Source organism: Pseudoalteromonas sp. T1lg10, from assembly GCF_002964545.1.
Classification (GTDB): domain Bacteria; phylum Pseudomonadota; class Gammaproteobacteria; order Enterobacterales; family Alteromonadaceae; genus Pseudoalteromonas.
This window is the reverse complement of record NZ_PQBV01000004.1, coordinates 168,585-191,105: the sequence shown is the minus strand read 5'-3', so window position 1 is coordinate 191,105 and position 22,521 is coordinate 168,585. Positions and strand designations below refer to the sequence as shown.

Genomic DNA, 22,521 nt, shown 5'->3' with positions numbered 1-22,521 from the left:
AAAAAGCGCCGGCTAATGTCGGCGCTTTTTTCTTACCCATTTATTAATATCTATTTTATCTCTACCCGAGCCGAGCGCATCACCACCTCATCATTTAGCTCGATACCTATACCCGGCTCTTCACTGACCTTAAACTTGCCGTTGACCGGTTGCGGGTCTTGAATACACAACTCGCGGTTCCATTTTTTAATGGCATAGGTGTGGTGTTCATGGATTAAGAAGTTGGGGATCGCCGTCTCCAGGTGCAATGACGCCGCGGTCGCTACCGGGCCGCCGCAGACATGAGCCTGAATACGCACGTCGAAAATATCGGCGTAATCACACACCTTTTTGGTTTCGGTAAAACCACCACACAGACCGATATCCGGCTGTAATACGTCGATACTCTGATCTTCCAGATAAGGGCGTACGCCCCAACGGTTATACAAGCGCTCGCCACCGGCAATGGGCACGGCAACCTTGTCGGCCACCTTGGCATGCAAGGAATGATTCAAGTAATTCACCGGCTCTTCGTAATACATGCAGTCGAATTCCTCGGCAATTTCACCGATTTGAATCGCAGACGTAGCACCGGGCAGGCTATGACATTCAAAAATAATATCTACCTCATCGCCCACGGCTTCGCGGATTGCCTGCATACGAGCGCGATACAGCTTCATTTCCGCGCGGGAAATTATCTTGGTGCGATCATAATAGGTGTTGCCGTGCTTATCGTATTGAATGGGATCCACCTTCACCGCATCATAGCCTTCGGCTATGGCCTTAAGTGCTGCCTCGGCATATTCTTGCGGCTGCACCAGGGCTTTAAACTCGCTGTCCCAGTCAAACTGCAGTTGCGACGCATAGGTACGCAGCTCATCGTTTACCTTACCACCGAGCAGCTGATACACAGGTAAGCCCAAGGCCTTGCCCTTGATATCCCAAAGCGCCGTATCTATGGCGCTCATGGCTGCATAGACTACCGGGCCGCCGCCCAAGCCCCAGAAGCTCTCACGCAACATGCGCGACCACAGTAGCTCAGTTTGAAACGGGTCGTGACCGATCAAGAAGGCCTCGGCCATTTCCTTAATCATGGCCGCCGCAGCGCTGTGGCCTAGATCATAAGCTAGACCAGCCTCACCAACACCACTGATCCCTTCATCGGTGTGAATACGAACAAAAACGGGTGTCCACGCCGGACGGTCTGGGCAGTGAATGTCGAAAACTTCAACGCGATTAACTTTCATATTCTTTCCTTCTTACTCGGCAAAACCCAGGTCTAAACGATACGCTTTACGTAACATTGCAGGCCATGCTAACTGCCCGCCAGTACTGCCGCTGTGTACCACATTGGCTTGATGATAACTGTTGTCGATAATGGCTTGCGGCACCCGAATCGGGTTCTGCTTCATGCTTTGCATCGCCACCTGAATTTCGCAGGCACGTTGCAAGTCATAAAAACGCATAAAAGCATCACCCACCGTAGGGCCGACGGTTAAGCCGCCATGATTCACCAGCAGCATATGGTTGGTGGTGCCTAAATCACGCTGCAAACGCGCCTTTTCATCCTCGTTCACCGCCAACCCTTCATAGTCGTGATACGACAAGGATGGCAGGGAGAACATAGAATGTTGTGAATAAGGCTGAAGCCCACCTTCAACGCTGGCCACGGCAATGGTTTCCTTGGTGTGCAGATGGATCACGCAATGGGCATCGTCACGCACTTCATGAATGGCGCTGTGAATGGTGAAACCGGCAGGGTTAATCTCATGCGGGGTATCATCTAAGATCTCGCCGTTAAGATTTACCTTCACCAGATTCGAGGCGGTCACCTCATCAAAACTCAGCCCAAAGGCATTAACCAGATACTCGTCGGTGCCAGCAATACGCGCCGACATATGAGTGTAAATCAGATCGCCCCAACGCATATGGTCAACCAAGCGGTAACAGGCCGCCAGGTCGACGCGCAGGCGCCATTCTTGTTCGCTGACCTTATCTTTAAGGTTTAATTTAGGTAACTGGGGGATCAGGGTCATGCACTACTCCGCACAATTTATAGATGGATAGAAGTCTAAACACTTATCAACTGCCATTCAACAAAAAACCACCGCAGAGTAAAACTCATACGGTGGTTTTTTATCTAAATTTGTACCTGACGTTATTTAACGCCAGCAAGGTACTCGGCAATCGCAGCAAATTCTTCGTCAGAAACGGTCGCTACCATGGCTTTCATCGCCATTGACATGCCGTTGGCACGAGCGCCAGACTTGATGTCTTTCATTTGCGCCACTAGGTATTCTTTGTTCTGGCCAGCCAGCTTAGGATAAAGCGGCATAATTGGCGCGTTGCCGTCGGCACCATGACAGGTGTGACAGTTTTTCTCTGTGTATAACGCCTTGCCGTCTGCCGCTTGCGCATTCATCGCCATTGCAGAAACAGCAATCGCACCGGCTCCCATAAGTACTTTAGTGAACTTTTTCATAATATTTACTCTTATAATTGACGGTAAAATTTGGGGAGGTTCCCCCCCCACTAGCAATGAGTGTAGACCCTTGTTCTTTACTGTAGCAACTAAGAATTAACAGACGCTGAGCATCCGGCAATCAAAAAATGGCGCATTACCACATCAGATCATCAGGAACTTCGTAGCCTGCATAAGGATCGTCCTCATCGACATCTTTATCATCGCTTTCAACATGGAAAACAATATATTTTTCATCTACTTCAGCGATTTTACGCGCAGGTTCATCCTGCAATACATAAAATTTTCCTTCCAGCACACAAATGGCCAAGCGACCATTGGCCAGGGCTTTTTGCGTTTGTGCATTCACCTCAATTTCCTTCACCTTGTTTTCATAGGTGAAGTTAAAGGTCAGTGGACCGCGAATTTCGTCCTGGTTGTGATGCTCTAAAATCTGCTTCACACGGGCTACCTGTTCACGCTCTTTGAGCTCTTCCTGGCGTTGCTCATTAAGTTGTGTCGCTTTTTCCTGCTGCGCCTTTTTGGTTTGCTCGATATGCTTTTGCAAATCGCTTTGATCGCTCGTGGCACCTTTTTTCTTCTTTTTCTTTTGCGCTTTGCGCTTTTCTGTTTTTGCCACCTTGGCCTTGTGCTCGGTGGTTAAGCCTGCTTTTAGCAGTTGATCTTGTAAAGAACCCATAATTGTCACTTTCAACAAACTAACTTAATAAGGTTATTTTACCCATCCTTTGACGAAATGACAGTAGCATGGCCGAACTGATGCCACTTTGATTAATCGCAAGCTTTATCCCTCTCTTTGAGGCTATGATACACTCCCTCGCGCCTGGTCTCTGACGTCCGTTATTATGCCCTATTGGTTGTTGCTCTGTTGCTCTGTGGTGATATTTTTTGTGCTGTATGCGGTGCAGCCTCTGCTTGCGCTTTTTGCCCAGCAATATCAGGTCAGCCCCGCCAGTGCCGGGTCGCTAATGACCTTAACCATGCTTCCCTTAGCCATAGCCCCTTTGTTTTATGGCGTTTTTCTCAATCGTCGTAACCTCTATCGGGTGCTGCAAATTGTGATGCTGGTGCTTGCCTTTAGCAATGCCCTAGTACCCCTGTGCACCGAGTTTTGGCAGTTACAATCCCTGCGCCTGTTACAAGGCCTGGCACTACCCGCCGCCCTCACGGCCATGACCGCCAGCATAGCTTTGCGCTTTAAAGGGGAAGATATCAACACCAAAATGAGTGGCTATATCGGCAGTACCATTGCCGGCGGCTTTTTAGGTCGCGCCCTAGCGGCGGGTTTTGCCGAATACCTGAGCTGGCAGAGCTTCTTTTGGCTAAATTCCTTACTCTTGCTCTTGTTGGCTTTACTGATTCGCGCCAAGACCGAGCCCGTCTATCAGGCCCACACGCCTTGGCGGGGGAATATCAAGGCGCTGGCCACAACGCGCATTATCAGCCTCTATGGGGCGGTGTTTTGCATGTTCTTTTGCTTTGCCGCACTGCTGAATTACCTGCCCTTTATTCTGCGCAGCACCTATGCCATGAGCAGCACCAAAAATATTGGCTTAGTCTATAGCGGCTATTTACTTGGCGCCTTAGCGACCTTGATCACCCCCTATCTGCACAGGCGCTTTAGGAATGTGTTTGCCTTGCTCGGCGGCGTATTTATATTCTATTGTGCCACCATAGTACTGATGTTCTATCAGCACCTGAGCGTGTTCCTTATCGCCTTTACCTGCTTCTGCGCCGCCATGTTTATTATTCATGCCAGTGCCGCACCGCTGGTGAATCGCCTCAGTAGCGCCAGTGCCAGCCTGACCAATGGTGTCTATGTGTCGTTTTATTACAGCGGCGGCGCCCTGGGCTCATTTTTACCCGGGCTGCTTTATCAGGAATATGGCGAGTATGCATTTTTGACCTGTATTTTGCTTGTCTGCTTAATGGGTTATGGCTTGATAGTGCTGCCGCAACGCTTAGCCACGGGCAACACCAAGGGCTGACGCTGCCAGTGCTTAAACAAACTGTTGAGCCCGGCCTTGGGCATCAGCCAGGTTTGCTCATTATCGAAGGGGTGACAATGGTACAAGGTTTCGTCTTGGTTAATGTTTTGGGAATCATCCCAAATAGCCGCATCCAGCCATAACTCCACCTCCTGCTGAGGGTCGTTCATCAGGGCCAGCATGGATACACAACCGGGGCGCACACCCAGATAGCGCAGTAAGCGATCATCGGAAGCAAAACCTAAACGAGACACCTGCTGCGCCTTCGACAGCGCCTTAAGATCCACCAGCGCATCATGGGCGGTGATCAGCAAAAAGTGACGACGGCCGTAATTGTCGCGCAAAAACAGGTTTTTCAAACGCACGCCGGGTCGGTGCAGGGCTATTTCATCGGCGGCACTGGCGGTGGCCAGCGGCGGATGGGTGATCTTTTCACAATCGATATTCAGTTGCGACAACAGCGCAGCCAACTCTTCTATACTTGCCGCCATTACAAACAAACGCCACGCAACTGCACGCTAAAGTCGCGCCAGAGAACCTGGTTTATCTCATAGGCATCGGGGCAATAATCGCGCTCTTTTAACTCTTTTTTCAGCGCCGCTGCTGCTTCATCTTCAAGTTGTAACTTAAGCACCCTAGATTCATCAAAATGCTCGCGTTCGATATAAGTTTTCATTTGCTTGCGACTGATGGGCTTGTTGAGATCCAAGGCGGCACGCTTACTGGCTTTAACCGTCATCACATAGGCAAAAATCTTGCGCCCCTGATCATCAAGCTTGGCGTAAAAATCCTGACTATGAATTTCATATTGACGCTCATCCGGGGCGGACGAGCAGCCCAGTAACAAGGCGGTAAATAATAAAAGGGACAGAGCGCTTTTCATAACTTCGACTGTTGTTCTTATACTTATCCGCTACTGTAACAAAGCCCGCACACATTTGGTCAATTTATCGCAGTTTTTTCTGTTCCCATGCTTGACCAGCATCTAATAATTTATAAAATGATCAGCATTCCTTCGGGAGTCCACCTAAGAAGTGGGGCTATAGCTCAGCTGGGAGAGCGCCTGCCTTGCACGCAGGAGGTCAGCAGTTCGATCCTGCTTAGCTCCACCACTTTCTTTCTATATCTAATTTATTGGTTAGCATCCCTGCGACCACCCAGCTCGGTATCCTTACCTCGCGTTCAAAACTAAAAAAGCAGTGCTTTTTTCGGGCGTTTTTCACCCTGCTTAGCTCCACCACTTTCTTTCTAAATAGACTTTTGTGTTAGCCTGGCACCCAAGCCCATCCCTAGCTAATTATCCCCCTAGATTAGCCCTTGGTCGCATTTACACGAAAATGCCCGACTCCTTCATTTCTCTGCCTTAATTGCCATGATATGCTGACAAAAAATTCAGCCTTGCCGTTATGAATCCCCATAAACAAAGCCTTATTTATCTGCACGTTGCCGTACTCTTATTTGGCGGCACCGCCCTGTTTGCCAAGTTGATCAATCTCTCGGCCTTAGACATCACCGTCTATCGCACCGCGGTGGCCGCAGCCGTCCTGGCCTTGCTGCTTGGTTTTCAGGGTCAGCGTATACGTTTAAGCAGCCGTAAAGATTATGCTATTGCCATTGGGCTAGGCATGATAGTTGGCATACATTGGGTCACTTACTTTGCCGGCATGCAGCTGGCGGGGATCACCATAGGCATAATCGCGTTTTTCAGTTATCCGGTACTGACCGTCTTAATAGAACCCCTGTTTCATCGTCAATGGCCAAAAGCCAAGGATATAGTCAGCGCCCTGGTGGTCAGCCTAGGAATTTACCTCTTGGTGCCCGAAGCGAATTTAGGCAACGATGTCACTTTGGGGATAGTTACCGGGGTGTTTTCGGCGCTGTGCTTTGCCCTGCGCAATATTTTCCAAAAGCGTTATTTCACCCATTACAGTGGCCCGCAAACCATGTTTTACCAAACCCTGGTTGCGGCGCTGATGCTGTGCGCTTTTGTCGAGGTGCCGGTGACGGACATCCCCGAGCGTGACATTACCCTCTTGCTCCTAGTAGCCATTGTATTTACCGCCGCGCCCCATGCCTTATTTGCAGCTTCTCTGCGAGGGCTCAGCGCCACCACCGCCGGGCTTATCTCTTGTTTACAGCCCTTGTACGCAACCATTTTGGCGTTTATGCTGCTGCAAGAGCGTCCCGATACGGCGACGTTAATCGGCGGTCTGATGATAGTCAGCGCTGCCCTTTTTGAAACCTGGTCAGTCTCGAGGCAACCAAAATGAAGGTTTTTGCACACCGCGGAGCCAGCGGCAACCACCCGGAAAACACCGAAATCGCCATTAACTCGGCGTTAGACATAGGTGTCGATGGCATTGAATTAGATCTGCAAAGCTGTTTGGATGACTACGTTATCATCCACGACTCCTGGTTGGACAGAACCACCTCGGGGCAAGGCAAGGTTAATGCCACCGCCTTTGCCGATATTAGGCGGGTGGATGCCGGAAATGGACAAAAGGTGCCGGGCTTACAAGATGTGATTGACTGGGTAGGCAATAAGACCCTGCTGAACCTGGAGTTAAAACACACCTTTTCCCTCGATAAGCTGGTCAGCACCTTGGAGCACAATGTCGACCAAGGCCGACTCAACCGCGATCAACTTATTGTTTCTTCTTTTGATCACCACCAACTGCAATGGTTGAAGCAACATCTGCCCTGGGTCAAAATTGGCGCATTAACATCGTCTATTCCCCTAGGCTATGCGGAATTTGCTCAGCGTCTTAATGCCTATAGCCTGCACTTGGATAAAAACTTTGTTAATCATCAGTTTGTCGCCGATGCAAAGGCGCGGGGGCTGGAGGTCTATGCCTACACGGTAGATAAAGACGAAGATATTTTAACCATGCAGGCACTGGGGGTAGATGGCGTCTTTACCAACTTCCCATGCAATACCAAGAAAGTCTTGGCACAGCATGGAGAAAACCAAGCAGGCATGGCTTAAAGCGCTTTGTCAGCTAAGCTTTGTCAGCCGAGTCGCAACATGCATAAAAAAAGCCGCTATCAAGCGGCTTCTTATTTAAGAGGAATCCTTATTAGTCACGCACCTGACCAATACCATTGACCAGGTATTTTTCCGTGGTAAGGGATTCCAGCCCCATAGGACCGTAAGCATGCAATTTGGTAGTGGCAATACCAATTTCGGCACCTAAGCCTAACTGTGAACCATCTGAGAAGCGTGATGATGCATTCACCATAACCACAGACGCATCCACACTGCGTTGGAACAGCGCCGCCGTTTGCTCATTTTGGGTGCAGATCACCTCGGTATGAAAGCTGCCAAAACGATCTATATGGGCCACCGCGGCGTTAAAGTCTTCTACCATGCACACGGCAATTTCTAAGTCCAGGTATTCCTCACCGAACTCGTCTTCACCTATCACCTTGGCGCCATCAAAGTACTGTGCCGCCTGGCTGTCGGCGTTAATACGCACGCCTTTTTCGGCCAAGGCCTTGGCAGCCATAGGTAAAAATTGCGGGGCAATAGCCTGATGCACCACTAGGCCTTCCAGGGCATTACATACCCCAGTGCGCTGCGTTTTACCGTTCAACAGCAGATTTAGGGCAATATCCAAATCTGCGTCCTTATCCACATAAAGGTGACATACGCCCTTAAAGTGCTGGATCACCGGAATGGTGCTGTTTTCGGTGACAAAGTTAATCAGGCCTTCACCACCGCGAGGAATAATAAGGTCAATGGTCTCGCGCTGGCGCATCAGCTCCATCAGCAGACCACGGTCTGGATCTGGGATCACCGAGATCAGCGCCGTTGGTAAATTATGCTGCTCTAATACCTGATGCAGCACCTCGGCGATGGCCATGCTTGAGGCCAGTGCCTCTTTACCACCACGTAAAATTACCGCGTTACCTGATTTAAAACACAAGGCACCGGCATCGGCGGTGACGTTCGGGCGCGCCTCATAAATCATGCAGATCACCCCAAGCGGCACCCGCATCTTGGTAATTTTGATGCCATTGGGACGCTCGCCTAACGAGCGTAATTGGCCCACAGGATCGTCAAGCTCGGCAATGGTTTCAATACCAACGGCCATATCTTCGATACGGTCATCGGTCAGGGTCAGACGGTCAACCATGGCCGCGGCCAGGTTATTGTCACGGGCCTGGGCAAGGTCTTGTTCATTGCGCGTTTTAATCTGCTCTTTATTGTCGCGCAGCGCCTTGGCCATATCGCGCAATACGGTATTTTTACTCTCGGTATCAAGCAAGGCCAGTACTTTGGCGGCCTTGGCTGCTTGGGCGGAAATATCCTTAACTAAACTCATGATTTCTCCAATACTGCGATGTCTTCATCTGAAATAATCGGGCCGATTGAATCTTGCACCTCATCGCTGAATTCTGTGCTTTCGTTCTCGGCTATAAAGTTCAGCAAACAACTGCTGTAGTTAGCCCTGGCCTTGGCCAGCTTAGTGCCATCGTCGCTGCGCACTAAAATGGTGTCGCCAACCGCAAACTCGCCCCGCACCTCAACTATCTCATGGGGATTAAGCTGTTCGCTATTTTTATCCAGAGGCTCGGTAAAACTCCCTTCAACCACAAGTTCACCCTGCTCGCTGGCGGTGTGTGTGCGCCAGTGAATCGCTTCTTGCATCGGCTTTTCATACGGCATAAAGATAGTGCCCGGATTCTCCCCCTCAAGTAAACGATTAAAAGTTTGTTCCTTAAAACCATTTAGAATAAAGGTGGTGATCCCGTGCGAAGTTGCCTTCTCTGCCGCTTCAATTTTGGTTTTCATGCCTCCTGTGCCCACGGCACTGGTAGCACAGCCGGCCATAGCATAAATCGAATCGTCGATCTTGCTTATCTCGGGCAACAACACAGCATCACTGTGTAAATTCGGGTTTTTATCGAATAAGCCATCGACGTCAGAGCAAATCATCAGGGCATCCGCATCGGCGGCGGCCGCAACCATGGCGGACAGGTTATCGTTGTCGCCCACCCTAAGATCGTCCGTGGTCACAGTGTCGTTCTCATTAATAATAGGCAGCACACCGTGATCAAGCAGGGTAAAGATGGTTTCACGAATACTTTTATAGCGCTCACGGTCACGCAAGTCACCATGAGTCAGTAAGATTTGCGCCGAAGGAAAATCGAAAAATCGGTCCCAGGCTGCCATCATCTCAGTTTGTCCCGCCGCGGCCATGGCTTTTTTCATCGCCACTGAGCGCGCTTTATCGGCCGGAAACAGGTGTGAGCCGGCGGCTACCGAGCCGGAGGAGACCAAGATCACCTCAATGCCTTGCGCCCGACAACGAACAATAAACTGCGCAATGCTGAGCAGATAGCGGGAGCTGCAACCATTTTGCTCCGGCGCAATTAAGGCACTGCCCACTTTAAGTACGATACGTTGCCATTTAAACGTTTGCATGTGCTTCACATCCTTACCAACAGGGTTTTAGGTGATAAACCAACTCATAGCCTCGCCTATCGCCGTGGCGATATCACGAAGAAAAAAGGGCCTAATTTAAACAATAAAAAAGCCGCTATGGAGCGGGCCGTGAGTAACTAGGGTTGGCCAGCACAGCGACTGACGCATAAGGCTTAGCCACAACCCAAGGGAGTTAAGAAAAAGCACTAACAGTTGTGGTTTGCTTGGCTCCATAAAGCACAAAACCACAATTAATTAGCACTCTAATATTTTATGTACGAAGGTTATTATGCGGATCTGTCACTAAATATCAAGGATAACGGGGCAATAAAGAACATAAAGCCTATTTATATTACGTAGCACCATCACCTTGCAATGAAAGGGTAGAATTTAAAACAGAAACAAAAACGTTAGACCTGATACCAATTTCCACTCAAACGATAAACAGCTGAAAAGGCTCAGCTGAAGGTTAGGATTTTGCCGAGCGACATTGTCATCGATGCTCACTTACCTCATACTTAAATTTCACGGATAGATTAAAAGGGTTTTTATGTCAGCTGTTTATATTGCAGGAATTGCGCTATGCAGCGTTATTGCACAGTGGCTCGCCTGGGCCTTTCGCGTTCCCGCGATTTTATTCCTCCTTCTTACCGGTCTTCTACTCGGACCTGCCACTTCCTTACTCAAACCCGATGAGCTATTGGGTGAACTGCTTTTCCCCGTGGTCTCCTTATCGGTGGCGGTGATCCTGTTCGAAGGCGCATTAACCCTGCACTTTCGAGAGCTAAAAGGCATAGGCAAAGTAGTACGAAACCTGTGCTCTGTGGGCATGCTGGTGACCTTTGCGGTGATCAGCACCAGCGCTTACTTACTGCTTGAGCTGGACTGGCGGGTGGCCGCGGTACTGGGTGCCGTATTAGTGGTAACCGGGCCGACCGTGATTGCGCCGCTGCTCAATGCCATGCGCCCAACCCAGGATATTGACCGAGTGCTGCGCTGGGAAGGCATAGTGATTGATCCCATTGGCGCCTTATTTGCTGTCTTGGTGTTTGAGGCCGTAATGCTGGTTGGTCAAAGCGATGTATTTAGCCATACTTTGGGCGCCCTGGTGACCACCTTAGGCGTTGGCTTCTCACTTGGCGCCGCCGCAGGTTGGATCACCACTCAGCTTATTCGTCGTGAATGGCTGCCCTACGATCTACATAAATTCTTTACCCTTGCTTTGGTGCTGATCAGCTTCACTGTATCCAATCATCTCAGTCATGAGTCGGGCCTGCTGGCAGTGACAGTATTTGGGATCTGGTTGGCAAATCAGGATGACTTGGAAATAGACTCGGTGCTGGAGTTTAAAGAAGACTTATCCATGATCCTTATCTCCACCCTGTTTATTCTCTTGGCGGCGCGCCTGCAGATCGAAGATTTAATGGCTCTGGATGCGCAGGTGTTTTTCTTCCTCGCCATAGTGCTGTTTGTAGCGCGTCCTTTGAATATCTTGCTTTCCACCTATGGCAGCGACTTGCCGATAAAGTCCCGTATTATGTTGGCCTGGATAGCACCACGAGGCATAGTCGCCGCAGCCGTGGGCTCGGTATTCGCCCTCAGTATGGCCGAAGCCGGTATCCTCGATGCCGATAAAATGGTGCCGCTGATCTTTACCGTGATCATAGTGACAGTCGTGCTTAACAGTCTCAGTGCCGTACCCTTAGCAAAACTGCTGGAAGTGCGCCAACCGGCGCCATCAACCCTGCTGTTTATTGGTGCCAACCATGTTTCTCGCGCCATTGCCCGTGGCTTAAAAGATCAGGACATAGATGTGCATCTCTCCGATCCGGCCTGGGAAAACTGCAAAATGGCACGCATGGATGGCCTGCCCTGCTACTACGGCAACCCGCAATCCGAGCATGCCGAGCGTTACCTCCCTCTTGGCAACCTCAATAAGGTATTGGCCCTGTCGCCAAACCGCCATCACAATGCCTTGGGTATTCAATACTTTAGCCATTTACTGGGGGAGAATAAGGTGTTCTCTCTAAAGTCTTCGCAAAACCACGCCAAAGCCAATAAAGACAGTGCCACCTTCTTATCACGGCAGATCCTCTTTGGCGATAATGGCTCCTACGCCAAGCTCAGCAGCCTGATAGCCAAGGGCGGCAAGGTCAGTGCAACACGCTTAAGTGAAGAATTTGACTGGCAGCAATACCAGGAATTTAATGCCGAGGCCATTCCCTTATTTATTATTGGTGCCGAGAAATCTGTGCGTATCATTACCGAGGATATGGAGCGACCGCCGGAGCAAGGGGAGAAAATTGTCGCGTTGCAGCCGCCGAAAATGTCGCTGATCAAAGATGCTCAACAAAACGGTTCAAGCAAAAATCCGCAGTTGCAGGCAACGAAGAATCCGAATTAAAGGAATAAAAATCAGATAACAAAAAACCCGACATAAAGTCGGGTTTTTTAGCATATGCTGTAAAAGCTAAGAATCAAATTACTTGATTTTCGCTTCTTTGAAGATCACGTGCTTACGAACTTTAGGATCGTATTTTTTGATCTCCATTTTTTCAGGCATGTTACGCTTGTTTTTGTCGGTAGTGTAGAAGTAACCAGTACCGGCAGTTGAAACTAGACGAATCTTATCGCGCATGACTTAGGTTCCTTAAACTTTTTCGCCGCGAGCACGGACTTCTGCTAGAACCGCGTCGATGCCTTTCTTATCGATAATACGCATACCTTTAGTAGTAGTACGTAGTGATACAAAGCGTTTTTCGCTTTCAACCCAAAAACGGTGAGTTTGTAGGTTAGGTAGGAAACGACGCTTAGTCGCATTGCGCGCGTGTGAGCGGTGATTACCTACCACTGGGCGCTTACCTGTAACTTGACAGACTTTAGACATGTCTATTTATCTCCAATAACTTCGCTCGAGCTTAATTTTCCCTTATGGCCTTTTTGTATACTGCCCCGGGATAAATCGAAGGGCGCTCTTTATACAGCATAGACAGGCAAAGATCAAGAAACCTGATCTCAGAATCAGCTCATGTATGAATTTTGATAGCGGCCAATTATAGAGATCTAGGCGGCAAAGGGAAAGCAAAAACTGCATTTAAATTGCACTAAAGGCGTTTATTTTTGCGCTTTACTCTGAGCACCATCTAAACGCCTTCTGCTCGCGGTGTGAACTAACTACATACTCTGAAACGAACAACAAATAACGGAAAGCGTTTAGAGCAGTCCCTGCTCGGCAAAAGACACGCATTGACTGCCGCCTACAACCAGGTGATCCAGCACCCGAATATCCACCAGCGCCAACCCCTGAGTAAGTTTATGGGTGATCAGTTTATCCGCCTGGCTGGGCTCGGCCACGCCGCTGGGATGATTATGAGCCAAGATAACCGCTGCCGCATTGTGCTTCAGTGCCGCCTTTACCACCTCGCGCGGATAGACGGACGCTGCATCTATGGTGCCCTGAAACAAGACTTCCCTGGTGATTAAGCGGTGCTGCGCATCTAAAAACAGCACTAAAAACTGCTCCCGCTGCTGAGTTTTTAGCTCAAGCAGCAAAAAATCACGCACCGCCTGCGGCGAATCAAACAAGGTGTCGCGCTCTAAGGCGCTGAGCAAATGTCGTCTTGCCAACTCGATGGCCGCCTGTAATTGCACATACTTAGCCGTGCCCATACCGCGCCAGCGGCAAAAATCATCATGCTCGGCGCTCAACAAGGGCGACAGTCCCTGGCTATGGCTTAACACCTGCTGCGCCAGCTCCACGGCATTGGCGCCGGGCACACCGGTACGAAAGAAAATGGCCAGTAATTCGGCATCGGATAAGCTGTGAGCGCCGCTGGCAAGCAGCTTCTCGCGCGGCCTTTGCGCTTGGGGGATGTCGGTGATACGCATAAGCACTCCTTGCTTTGCTAATTGCTAAACTATAGTGCAAGGGGCCGACATCTGGTATCTTTTACCCCAGTTTGGGGCGTTATACCCGTTTAAATATCAACTGAATTATTGTTCGCTATGCAAAACAAAAAAGTGGTCCTTGGGATCAGCGGCGGCATTGCCGCCTACAAATGTGCCGAATTAACACGTCGCCTTAAAGAGCGCGGTTGTGAGGTTAAAGTGGTGATGACCGACAGTGCCAAACACTTTATCACGCCCCTGACCATGCAGGCGGTATCCGGTGAAATGGTGTCGGACTCCCTGCTCGACCCTCAAGCCGAAGCGGCCATGGGCCATATCGAATTTGCCAAATGGGCGGATCTGATTTTAGTTGCCCCGGCAACGGCGAACATAATTGCCAAAATGGCTGCCGGCATTGCCGATGATCTCCTCACCACCTTGTTGCTGGCCACGGATGCCGAGGTCGCTATCGCCCCGGCGATGAATCAACAAATGTATGCCCACCCAGCCACCAAAGCGAATTTAACCACCTTGGCTCAACGCGGTGTCGCCATTTGGGGCCCGGGCAGCGGCGAGCAGGCCTGTGGCGATGTGGGTGCCGGACGTATGCTGGAGCCGATGGAATTGGTAGAGCTTATCTGCACACCCGCGCACGAGCAGGTGTTGGCGGGCAAAACCGTCACCATCACCGCCGGACCAACCCGCGAGGCGCTCGATCCGGTGCGTTATATTACCAATCATAGTTCGGGGAAAATGGGCTATGCCCTGGCCGAAGCGGCACTGGCTCTGGGCGCTAAGGTGAATTTGATCTCCGGCCCGGTGAGCCTGACGCCACCGGCACAATGCCAAGTGTATGGTGTTCAAAGCGCACTGGAGATGCACCAACAAGCATTGGCCTTAGCGCCGCAGTCGGATATTTTTATCGGCTGTGCCGCGGTGGCGGATTATCGTGCCGCCGATATCGCCGAACAAAAAATGAAGAAACAAGGGGAGGAGCTGACCCTGACTTTGGTGAAAAACCCGGACATTATTGCCGACGTGGCCGCCTTAACCAAACAGCGTCCGTTTACCGTTGGCTTTGCCGCCGAAACTCAGGATGTTGCCACTTATGCCAAAGGCAAATTGCGCAATAAAAACCTGGATATGATCTGTGCCAACGACGTGGCAAAACAGGGACAAGGCTTTAACAGCGACAGCAACGCCCTGACCTTGTTTAGCGCCGACAGCGAACTAAGCCTGCCATTAACCGACAAGCATAAGTTAGCGCTCACTGTCATGGAAAATATTGCTGCAAAGTTGATTTAAAGCATGTAAAAAACTGGAAAGGGATTTCAGAAAGCATTAAGATGGCGTTCATAATAAAGGTCAAAGACCACTAAAGAGCTTTAAAAAGGAACGCCATGGCTGCCACACGCCGCACTAATCGCAAAGAGCAGATTCTCCAATCACTAGCGCAAATGTTAGAGACTAGCCCGGGTCAACGTATTACCACCGCCAAGCTGGCAGCTGAGGTGGGGGTATCGGAAGCGGCGCTGTATCGTCACTTTCCAAGCAAGGCACGTATGTTCGAAGGCTTAATCGAGTTTATCGAAGACACCTTGCTCTCACGCATCAACATCATTTTAGAAAACGAAAAAGAAACGCAAAGCCGCGTGTATAACATGCTGATGCTGGTGTTGGCTTTTGCCGAGAAGAATCCGGGCATCACCCGTATCCTGACCGGCGACGCCCTGCAAGGGGAAAATGAGCGTCTGCGCGAGCGCATCCAAAGCCTGTTTGAAAAGCTGGAAACCCAGTTTAAGCAAGTTCTACGTGAACGTAAGCTGCGCGAAGGTAAGGCTTTTGCCAGCGACGAAGCCACCCTGGCCAACCTGTTCCTTGCCTATGTGGAAGGCAAGATGAACCAGTTTGTGCGCTCTAACTTTACCGCCAAGCCCAGTGCTCAGTTTGAGAAGCAGTGGCAAGAGCTGCAAAAGATCTGGTTGTAGCTCCCCCCTCGCACCTTATAGGTCGGTGCTTTGCGCCGACATATCAAAAAATGGTGTATCTTTGTCGGGGTGAACCCCGACCTACAGGGGTAATGGCCAGCGCTGCATCTCGATCAAACGCGACTGGGTACGGGCAAATTCAAACGCCAAACGCTCGCCCTGGTATAAATGCGTCAGCTCTCCTTGAGCGGCAATGACAATCAATTTCCCCGTATCGTAAAACTCGTCCACCAGCGCGATAAACCTTCTTGCCTCATCATCAAACAGAGCATGGCTGATCTGCTCCCGCTCACGAATGTAGCCCTCTTCAATGCCTTGAGCGGTAAAGTGTTGTACTTTCTCCACGCCCATCAAAGGTACCTTATCCACGTAGAGCACATCGAAACGCTGGGCGAGAAACATATAATCGGCACTGGAGCGCCCCAACCCACATAGCTCAAGGAAATCGATACAGGCGGCGCGCTCACCTATGGCTTGAAAAAGCACGGCCCTATGGTGGATCAATAAGGCTTGGCTGTGGGCAGCTTGTTTTTGCTCCTTGCTAAAACGCTGCAACAGGCGCTCCGGCTGATACTCGATAAAATGCTGAAAGCCGTTAAACCCGTACAGACGATAATCTTGCTCTCCGCTAACATCACAGACCTGACAATGAGCTTCAATTAAGGCAATTGTCGGCTCAAAACGGGCGCGCTGCAGGCCATTGCGGTATAACTCACGGGGCTGGCTGTTACTGGTTGCCACCAGTACCACACCTTCAGCAAACAAGGCCTCGAACAAACGCGCCATGATCATGGCATCACCGATATCGCTGACAAAGAATTCATCAAAGCAGAGCAAGCGTGTCTGCGACGCATAGTCCTTGGCAAGTTGTCGCATGGGATTTTTAGTCCCTTGCAGTGCCCGCAAACGCTCATGCACCCAGGCCATAAAGTGATGAAAGTGTAGGCGCTGTTTATTTGCTATCGCTATCTGCTCATAAAATAAGTCCATCAGCATGGACTTGCCCCGCCCTACCGGACCATGTAAATAAAGTCCGTGCATAAGGCGTTTGCGCTGCCTGAAAAAGCGATTGGATGCTTGGTCTGCCTCCAAAGCCGACGCCAGCTTTGCCAGCGCCTTGATCGCACGCAACTGCACGGGATCGGCGAGGATCTCTTTATTGCCAATAAGCTGGCTGTATTGGTCGAGGATTTTACTCAAGGTGGCTGTTTTCACTATGCGGCATGGGCTATACTCGCGCCATTGTAACCAAGTTTAAGCCCGTCCCCAATGAAGTTCCCCTGCCGATTAGACAAGTTTATTAGCAACCTGGCGGAAATTCCGCGCACTCACGCCAAAGCCGCCATTAAGAAAAAGCGTGTCACCGTCAACGGAGAAGTCACTAGGAAGCTTGATCAAGCAGTGACTGAACAAGATGAAATTATGCTCGATGGTGAGGTTCTCACCTATCAAGGGATACGCTACTTTATGCTCAATAAGCCGGAAGGTTATGTGTGCGCCAATAGCGATGAGCTCCACGCCACTGTGTTTGAACTGCTTGATGAGCCCAACCTGAGCGAGTTGCATATCGCCGGACGCTTAGACATAGACACCACGGGTCTGGTGTTGATCAGCAATGATGGTCAGTGGAGCCACCAGATCACCAGCCCGAAAAAGCAAAAATTCAAAACCTATCTGGTCGAGCTGGCTGAGCCGCTTTCAGAGCAAGCGGTTAGTGAACTTGAGCAAGGTGTGCAGCTTCATGGTGAGCGCGACCTCACCCTGCCGGCCAAGGTGGAGGTGTTGGCGCCGTACCAAATTCGCCTGCATATAGTCGAAGGCAAATACCATCAGGTTAAACGCATGCTGGCCGCGGTTGGTAATAAGGTGGTGACCTTGCACCGCGAAGCCATTGCCGGCATTGAGCTTGACCCGGATCTCGCCCCGGGTGAGTATCGCCTCCTGAGCGAAGAGGAAATCGCACTCTAGCGCTAAGTGTCCTCAGGAAAAGTCCATTGCACTGGTGTGCGGTTCACCTATAGTAATAGGTATGTACCGATTAAGCCTATGAGTAGCAATGGAAATCATTCACCACGGAGCGGTAAATGGCGTGACCGGCTCTTGCCACCAGTTGAAGGTGAGCGAGAGCGAGTCCTTATTGGTCGACTGCGGCCTGTTTCAAGGGCTTGAAGCGCGCCAGGAGCTCGGCATCGAATTTGATATCAGCACGGTGCGGGCACTACTAGTAACCCACTGCCATATCGACCATGTGGGTCGTATCCCCTACCTGCTTGCCGCTGGTTTCACCGGGCCGATTTACGCCTCCGAAGCCACTGCTGCCCTGCTTCCCCTCGTCATAGAAGATGCTCTCAAACTTGGCGTCACAGAAGATGAGCAACTGGTTGCCACCTGCCTGCGCCTTATTCGCCAGCAACTGGTACCCATCGCCTTTAAACAATGGCAGGCACTGAAGTACTTTAAGACACCAGTTCGCTTTCGCCTACAACGGGCCGGACATATTCTCGGCTCCGCCTATATCGAAGTCGATGTGGGCCAAGGAAAGCAAGCGCAACGAATGGTGTTTTCCGGAGACTTAGGCGCACCTCACACGCCCTTGCTGCCAGCGCCTAAACCACCCTACAAGGCCGACACCCTGGTGATTGAGTCCACCTATGGCGATACCCTGCATCAGGGGCGTAAAAACCGCAGTAAACGACTTAAGGAAGTGATTGAAAAGGCGGTACGCGATAACGGCGTGGTGCTTATTCCCGCCTTTAGCATAGGCCGAACTCAGGAGCTGCTGTATGAGCTGGAGCAGATCATCCACAGTGCCCCAAGACGCTCTTTTTGGCGGGACATTGAGGTGATTATCGACTCCCCCATGGCCGCCAATTTCACCAGCGAATATAGACACTTTAAATCGCTCTGGGATAAAGAAGCCAAGGCACGTGTGGCCAAGGGCCGCCATCCTCTTAACTTTGAACATTTGTATACCCTGGATAGCCACCAGGAGCATGTACAAACTCTGAGTTATCTTAAGCAGAGGCAAAAACCGGCAATTGTGATTGCCGCCAGTGGCATGTGCAGCGGCGGGCGCATAGTGAATTACCTGGAAGCTTTTTTAGGAGATCCCCGTACCGATGTGATCTTTGTCGGCTATCAGGGCCAGGGAACTCCCGGACGTGATATTCAAAAATACGGCCAGCGCGGTGGTTATGTGGTGTTAAATAAGCAAAGGATCGATATTAAGGCGCAGATACACACCATTAGCGGTTACAGCGCCCATGCGGATCAGGCCAATTTAGTGCGATTTGTTAGCGGCATGACGAAGAAGCCCGAGCATATCAAAATAGTGCATGGAGATACAGAGGCAAAGCAAGCGCTGGCGGATAAACTAAAAGAAAGCCTCAAAGGCGAAGTGAAGATAGAAATCGCGACCTAAGGCGTTGTAGGTCGGCCTTTAGGCCGACAAATATGCACATAGTTAGCTTTGTCGGCGCAGAGCACCGACCTACAGGTTATTACTCATAACCATTGGGGTTTTGGCTTTGCCAGCGCCAGGCGTCTTGCATCATTTGCATTAAGCCTCGCTCTGCCTGCCATCCCAGCTCATTCAAAGCTTTTTGCGCACTGGCATAACAGGTGGCGATATCGCCATCACGACGCGGGGCAATTTGATAGGGTACGGGTTTATCCGCCGCCTGCTCAAAGGCCTGCACCATTTCCAATACCGAGTAACCGTTGCCGGTTCCCAGGTTATAAATATGCACGCCGCTGTGTTCAGCAAGCCAGTCCAGAGCTTTAAGGTGACCCAAGGCCAGGTCGACAACATGAATGTAATCGCGCACTCCGGTACCGTCTTTGGTAGGGTAATCATCCCCAAATACCGCCAGCTTCTCCAGCTTACCTACGGCTACCTGTGAGATATAAGGCAAGAGGTTATTGGGAATGCCATTGGGGTCTTCACCAATTTGCCCACAGTGGTGGGCACCAACCGGGTTAAAGTAGCGCAAAATAGCAAAGCGCCAACGAGGGTCGGACTTGGCTACATCTTCTAAAATCTGCTCCACCATCAGTTTGGAGGTGCCATAAGGGTTGGTGGTGCCGCCTACCGGAGCGTTTTCATCTATGGGCAAGGTTTGCGGGTCGCCATAAACCGTGGCGGATGAGCTAAATACCAAAGAGAACACTCCGGCATCTCGCATCGCTTCAATCAGGGTAAGCGACCCCTGAACATTATTTTGGTAATACATCACCGGCTTGCTCACCGACTCGCCCACAGCCTTAAGGCCGGCAAAATGGACCACGGCGGTGATATGATGCTCGCTAAACACCTTATCCAAGGCCGTTTTATCGCGAATATCGCCCTGAACAAAGGTCACCGACTTACCAGTAAGCGACTCGACGCGACGCAGCGACTCTTGCGAGCTGTTGCATAGGTTGTCGAACACCAGCACTTCACTGCCCTGATCGAGCAGCTCAAGTACCGTGTGTGAGCCGATATAGCCAGCTCCTCCGGTGACCAAGATAGCCATACCTTTCCCTGCTTTAAATTAGGCGTAAAAGCCTTTGTACCATTTAACCAACTGCTTCACCCCGGAGGTAACATCGACCTGTGGACGATAACCGGTCGCAGCAAAAAGGTCTTCGGTATCGGCATAGGTTTTATACACATCGCCCGGCTGCATTTCGCGGAATTTTTTCACCGCTTCGATACCCAGCTCGTCTTCAATGGCCTTTATAAAGTCCATCAAATTAATCGGGCTGCCATGGCCGATATTGTAAACCTTGTAAGGAGCAGAGCTAGTGGCCGGTGAGCCAGACTCAACCTTCCATTCTAGGTTCGGCTCGGGCACCACATCGGCAATACGCACCACACCTTCGACAATATCGTCGATATAGGTGAAGTCGCGCCACATATCACCGTGGTTATTCACGTCTATGGTTTCGCCGTTGAGGATTTTCTTGGTAAAAATATAAGGCGCCATATCCGGGCGACCCCAGGGGCCATACACGGTAAAGAAGCGCAGCCCGGTAGTTGGCAAGCCATATAAATGAGAATAGCTATGAGCCATTACTTCGTTGGACTTTTTGGTGGCCGCATAGAGTGAAACCGGGTGGTCAACGGAATCACTGGTAGAAAAAGGCGTGGTTTCATTTAAACCATAGACAGAGCTGGATGAGGCATAGACTAAGTGCCCAATCCGGTTATGACGGCAGGCTTCCAATATATTGAGGTGACCGACCAGGTTACTTTCAGCGTAGGCATGAGGGTTATCAATGGAATAACGCACACCGGCCTGCGCCGCCAAGTGAATAACGCGGTCAAACTTTTCCTGCTCGAACAGTTGCGCCAGCGCCTGCTGCTGAACAAGATCCAACTCAACAAAAGTAAAACGTTCGTGCTTTATGTGCTCAAGGCGCGCCGTTTTTAGGGCAACATCATAATAATCATTGAGGTTATCTATACCAACAACTTCATGGCCCTGTGCCAATAGCTTGTCACTGACCGCGGCGCCTATAAAACCCGCGGCGCCCGTTACTAAATACTTCATAGCTAACCTTATTAATCACTGCCAAACAGGTCGCGAGTGTACACCTTATCCGCGACATCACTCAATTCATCGGTCATCCGATTGGAGATTATGACATCAGAGCACTGTTTGAGTTCCTCAAGCGAGGTAGTGACCTTAGAATGGAAAAAGGTATCCGACTCGAGTGTAGGCTCATATATCAGCACTTCGATACCCTTGGCCTTAATACGCTTCATTACGCCTTGAATTGCCGACGCCCTAAAATTGTCCGAGCCAGCCTTCATCACCAGACGATACACACCCACAACCTTAGGTGCGCGTTTAATGATTGAGTCGGCGATAAAATCCTTACGGGTAGTATTGGCATCAACTATGGCGCGGATCATATTGTTAGGCACATCCTTATAGTTGGCCAGCAACTGCTTGGTATCTTTTGGTAGGCAGTAACCACCGTAACCAAATGAAGGGTTATTATAATGGCTGCCGATACGCGGGTCCAAGCCCACCCCTTCAATTACCTGACGGGCATCCAAACCGTGCGACTCGGCATAGCTGTCTAGCTCATTAAAATAGGCTACACGCATTGCTAGATAAGTGTTGGAGAACAGCTTAATGGCTTCGGCTTCGGTGGAATTTGTCAGTAATACATCCACGTCGGGCTTTTCTGCACCTTGCTGTAACAAGGCCGCAAACTTCGCTGCGCGCTCACTTTGCTCACCAACAATAATACGCGATGGATATAGGTTATCGTGTAGCGCCTTGCCCTCACGCAGAAACTCAGGCGAGAACAGAATATTATCGACGCCAAACCTTTCCTTGATACTTTTGGTGTAACCTACTGGCACGGTTGATTTGATAACAATCAGCGCCGAGGGGTTGATGTGCAGCACATCCTCAATCACCTTTTCCACGGTTTGAGTGTTAAAGTAATTGGTCTCTGGGTCATAGTCGGTGGGCGTGGCTATCACTACGAACTCAGCCCCTTGCAGTGCCATTTCTTTATCCGTGGTGGCGACCAGGTTGAGCGGCTTATTTTGCAAAAAGTGGCTTATTTCGTTATCGACTATGGGGGATTCTTGCTTATTCAGCAGGTTAACTTTTTTACTGTCGATATCCAGGGCAACCACTTCATTGTGTTGCGCCAAAAGCACTGCATTAGACAGACCGACGTAGCCGGTACCAACTATAGTAATTTTCATAACAATCTTCTGCGAAAACTAGGTTCAAAAATAATTTCGTATTAGGTAAACACTAT

Annotated in this window: 23 protein-coding genes and 1 tRNA gene; 9 read left to right on the top strand and 15 right to left on the bottom strand. The window is 50.3% G+C overall.

Features of this window, described 5'->3' with window-relative positions; genetic code table 11:
• Positions 1–50: 50 nt before the first annotated feature.
• The 4 genes from C2M17_RS03225 to C2M17_RS03210 all read right to left on the bottom strand — a co-directional run bounded on the left by C2M17_RS03225 (position 51) and on the right by C2M17_RS03210 (position 3,140).
• Complete coding sequence (locus tag C2M17_RS03225) at positions 51–1,226, bottom strand: mandelate racemase/muconate lactonizing enzyme family protein (protein ID WP_105199432.1); 1,176 nt, start codon at positions 1,224–1,226, stop codon at positions 51–53.
• A 12-nt stretch (positions 1,227–1,238) separates the two neighbouring features.
• Positions 1,239–2,006 carry a class II aldolase/adducin family protein gene (locus C2M17_RS03220; protein ID WP_105199754.1) on the bottom strand — a complete coding sequence of 256 codons (768 nt, stop codon included), beginning with the start codon at positions 2,004–2,006 and terminating at the stop codon, positions 1,239–1,241.
• 131 nt (positions 2,007–2,137) lie between these two features.
• Complete coding sequence (locus C2M17_RS03215; RefSeq protein WP_442792501.1) at positions 2,138–2,437, bottom strand: c-type cytochrome; 300 nt, start codon at positions 2,435–2,437, stop codon at positions 2,138–2,140.
• Positions 2,438–2,597: 160 nt separating this feature from the next.
• A complete protein-coding gene (locus C2M17_RS03210) occupies positions 2,598–3,140 on the bottom strand; it encodes a DUF2058 domain-containing protein (protein ID WP_105199430.1) in 543 nt (180 codons plus the stop codon).
• 166 nt (positions 3,141–3,306) lie between these two features.
• Here C2M17_RS03210 and C2M17_RS03205 point away from each other — a divergent pair, with 166 nt between their 5' ends.
• Complete coding sequence (locus C2M17_RS03205; RefSeq protein ID WP_105199429.1) at positions 3,307–4,449, top strand: MFS transporter; 1,143 nt, start codon at positions 3,307–3,309, stop codon at positions 4,447–4,449.
• On the opposite strand, the gene C2M17_RS03200 is transcribed toward C2M17_RS03205, so the two are convergent.
• Both C2M17_RS03200 and C2M17_RS03195 read right to left on the bottom strand, forming a co-directional pair.
• Positions 4,395–4,940: a prolyl-tRNA synthetase associated domain-containing protein gene (locus C2M17_RS03200; RefSeq protein ID WP_105199428.1), complete on the bottom strand. Its 546-nt coding sequence runs from the start codon at positions 4,938–4,940 to the stop codon at positions 4,395–4,397. The genes C2M17_RS03205 and C2M17_RS03200 overlap by 55 nt on opposite strands.
• Positions 4,940–5,332 (bottom strand): hypothetical protein, encoded by a 393-nt coding sequence (locus C2M17_RS03195; protein WP_105199427.1) that lies wholly within the window; start codon positions 5,330–5,332, stop codon positions 4,940–4,942. Before C2M17_RS03195 ends, C2M17_RS03200 begins: the two co-directional genes overlap by 1 nt.
• A gap of 153 nt (positions 5,333–5,485) precedes the next feature.
• Between C2M17_RS03195 and C2M17_RS03190 the strand changes: the two genes are divergently transcribed.
• The 3 genes from C2M17_RS03190 to C2M17_RS03180 all read left to right on the top strand — a co-directional run bounded on the left by C2M17_RS03190 (position 5,486) and on the right by C2M17_RS03180 (position 7,435).
• Positions 5,486–5,561: transfer RNA gene (locus C2M17_RS03190), tRNA-Ala, on the top strand.
• Positions 5,562–5,855: 294 nt separating this feature from the next.
• The gene (locus C2M17_RS03185; RefSeq protein ID WP_105199426.1) at positions 5,856–6,719 is read left to right on the top strand and encodes a DMT family transporter; all 864 of its coding nucleotides are present in this window, start codon (positions 5,856–5,858) and stop codon (positions 6,717–6,719) included.
• Complete coding sequence (locus C2M17_RS03180; RefSeq protein ID WP_105199425.1) at positions 6,716–7,435, top strand: glycerophosphodiester phosphodiesterase; 720 nt, start codon at positions 6,716–6,718, stop codon at positions 7,433–7,435. The genes C2M17_RS03185 and C2M17_RS03180 overlap by 4 nt, the downstream gene beginning before the upstream one ends.
• 91 nt (positions 7,436–7,526) lie before the next feature.
• Here C2M17_RS03180 and C2M17_RS03175 read toward each other — a convergent pair whose 3' ends face one another.
• Both C2M17_RS03175 and proB read right to left on the bottom strand, forming a co-directional pair.
• Entirely contained in the window at positions 7,527–8,774 is a 1,248-nt protein-coding gene (locus C2M17_RS03175; RefSeq protein ID WP_105199424.1) for a glutamate-5-semialdehyde dehydrogenase, read from the bottom strand.
• On the bottom strand, positions 8,771–9,877 hold the full coding sequence (gene proB, locus C2M17_RS03170; RefSeq protein WP_105199423.1) for a glutamate 5-kinase: 1,107 nt from the start codon (positions 9,875–9,877) through the stop codon (positions 8,771–8,773). The genes C2M17_RS03175 and proB overlap by 4 nt, the downstream gene beginning before the upstream one ends.
• 550 nt (positions 9,878–10,427) lie before the next feature.
• Between proB and C2M17_RS03165 the strand changes: the two genes are divergently transcribed.
• Positions 10,428–12,281, top strand: a complete 1,854-nt coding sequence (locus C2M17_RS03165) for a cation:proton antiporter (RefSeq protein ID WP_105199422.1) — start codon at positions 10,428–10,430, stop codon at positions 12,279–12,281.
• Positions 12,282–12,359: 78 nt separating this feature from the next.
• Here C2M17_RS03165 and rpmG read toward each other — a convergent pair whose 3' ends face one another.
• The 3 genes from rpmG to radC all read right to left on the bottom strand — a co-directional run bounded on the left by rpmG (position 12,360) and on the right by radC (position 13,765).
• Positions 12,360–12,515: a 50S ribosomal protein L33 gene (gene rpmG, locus C2M17_RS03160; RefSeq protein WP_005493124.1), complete on the bottom strand. Its 156-nt coding sequence runs from the start codon at positions 12,513–12,515 to the stop codon at positions 12,360–12,362.
• A gap of 12 nt (positions 12,516–12,527) precedes the next feature.
• Positions 12,528–12,764, bottom strand: a complete 237-nt coding sequence (gene rpmB, locus C2M17_RS03155; protein WP_105199421.1) for a 50S ribosomal protein L28 — start codon at positions 12,762–12,764, stop codon at positions 12,528–12,530.
• 326 nt (positions 12,765–13,090) lie between these two features.
• Positions 13,091–13,765, bottom strand: a complete 675-nt coding sequence (radC, locus tag C2M17_RS03150) for a RadC family protein (RefSeq protein WP_105199420.1) — start codon at positions 13,763–13,765, stop codon at positions 13,091–13,093.
• Between the two features lie 117 nt (positions 13,766–13,882).
• Between radC and coaBC the strand changes: the two genes are divergently transcribed.
• Both coaBC and slmA read left to right on the top strand, forming a co-directional pair.
• Positions 13,883–15,070, top strand: coding sequence for a bifunctional phosphopantothenoylcysteine decarboxylase/phosphopantothenate--cysteine ligase CoaBC (coaBC, locus tag C2M17_RS03145; protein WP_442792592.1), 1,188 nt, complete (start codon positions 13,883–13,885; stop codon positions 15,068–15,070).
• Positions 15,071–15,165: 95 nt separating this feature from the next.
• A complete protein-coding gene (gene slmA / locus C2M17_RS03140; protein WP_105199418.1) occupies positions 15,166–15,753 on the top strand; it encodes a nucleoid occlusion factor SlmA in 588 nt (195 codons plus the stop codon).
• 81 nt (positions 15,754–15,834) lie between these two features.
• Here the strand turns inward: slmA and zapE are convergent, their stop codons facing one another.
• A complete protein-coding gene (gene zapE / locus C2M17_RS03135) occupies positions 15,835–16,968 on the bottom strand; it encodes a cell division protein ZapE (protein WP_233997905.1) in 1,134 nt (377 codons plus the stop codon).
• 54 nt (positions 16,969–17,022) lie between these two features.
• Between zapE and rsuA the strand changes: the two genes are divergently transcribed.
• A complete protein-coding gene (gene rsuA, locus C2M17_RS03130; protein ID WP_105199417.1) occupies positions 17,023–17,721 on the top strand; it encodes a 16S rRNA pseudouridine(516) synthase RsuA in 699 nt (232 codons plus the stop codon).
• 88 nt (positions 17,722–17,809) lie between these two features.
• Positions 17,810–19,174, top strand: a complete 1,365-nt coding sequence (locus C2M17_RS03125; protein ID WP_105199416.1) for an MBL fold metallo-hydrolase RNA specificity domain-containing protein — start codon at positions 17,810–17,812, stop codon at positions 19,172–19,174.
• 79 nt (positions 19,175–19,253) lie between these two features.
• Here the strand turns inward: C2M17_RS03125 and galE are convergent, their stop codons facing one another.
• The 3 genes from galE to C2M17_RS03110 are packed head-to-tail and all read right to left on the bottom strand — an operon-like array spanning position 19,254 to position 22,465.
• Positions 19,254–20,267: a UDP-glucose 4-epimerase GalE gene (gene galE, locus C2M17_RS03120; protein ID WP_105199415.1), complete on the bottom strand. Its 1,014-nt coding sequence runs from the start codon at positions 20,265–20,267 to the stop codon at positions 19,254–19,256.
• A gap of 18 nt (positions 20,268–20,285) precedes the next feature.
• Positions 20,286–21,287, bottom strand: coding sequence for an NAD-dependent epimerase (locus tag C2M17_RS03115; protein ID WP_105199414.1), 1,002 nt, complete (start codon positions 21,285–21,287; stop codon positions 20,286–20,288).
• A gap of 11 nt (positions 21,288–21,298) precedes the next feature.
• On the bottom strand, positions 21,299–22,465 hold the full coding sequence (locus C2M17_RS03110; protein ID WP_105199413.1) for a nucleotide sugar dehydrogenase: 1,167 nt from the start codon (positions 22,463–22,465) through the stop codon (positions 21,299–21,301).
• Positions 22,466–22,521: the final 56 nt, after the last annotated feature.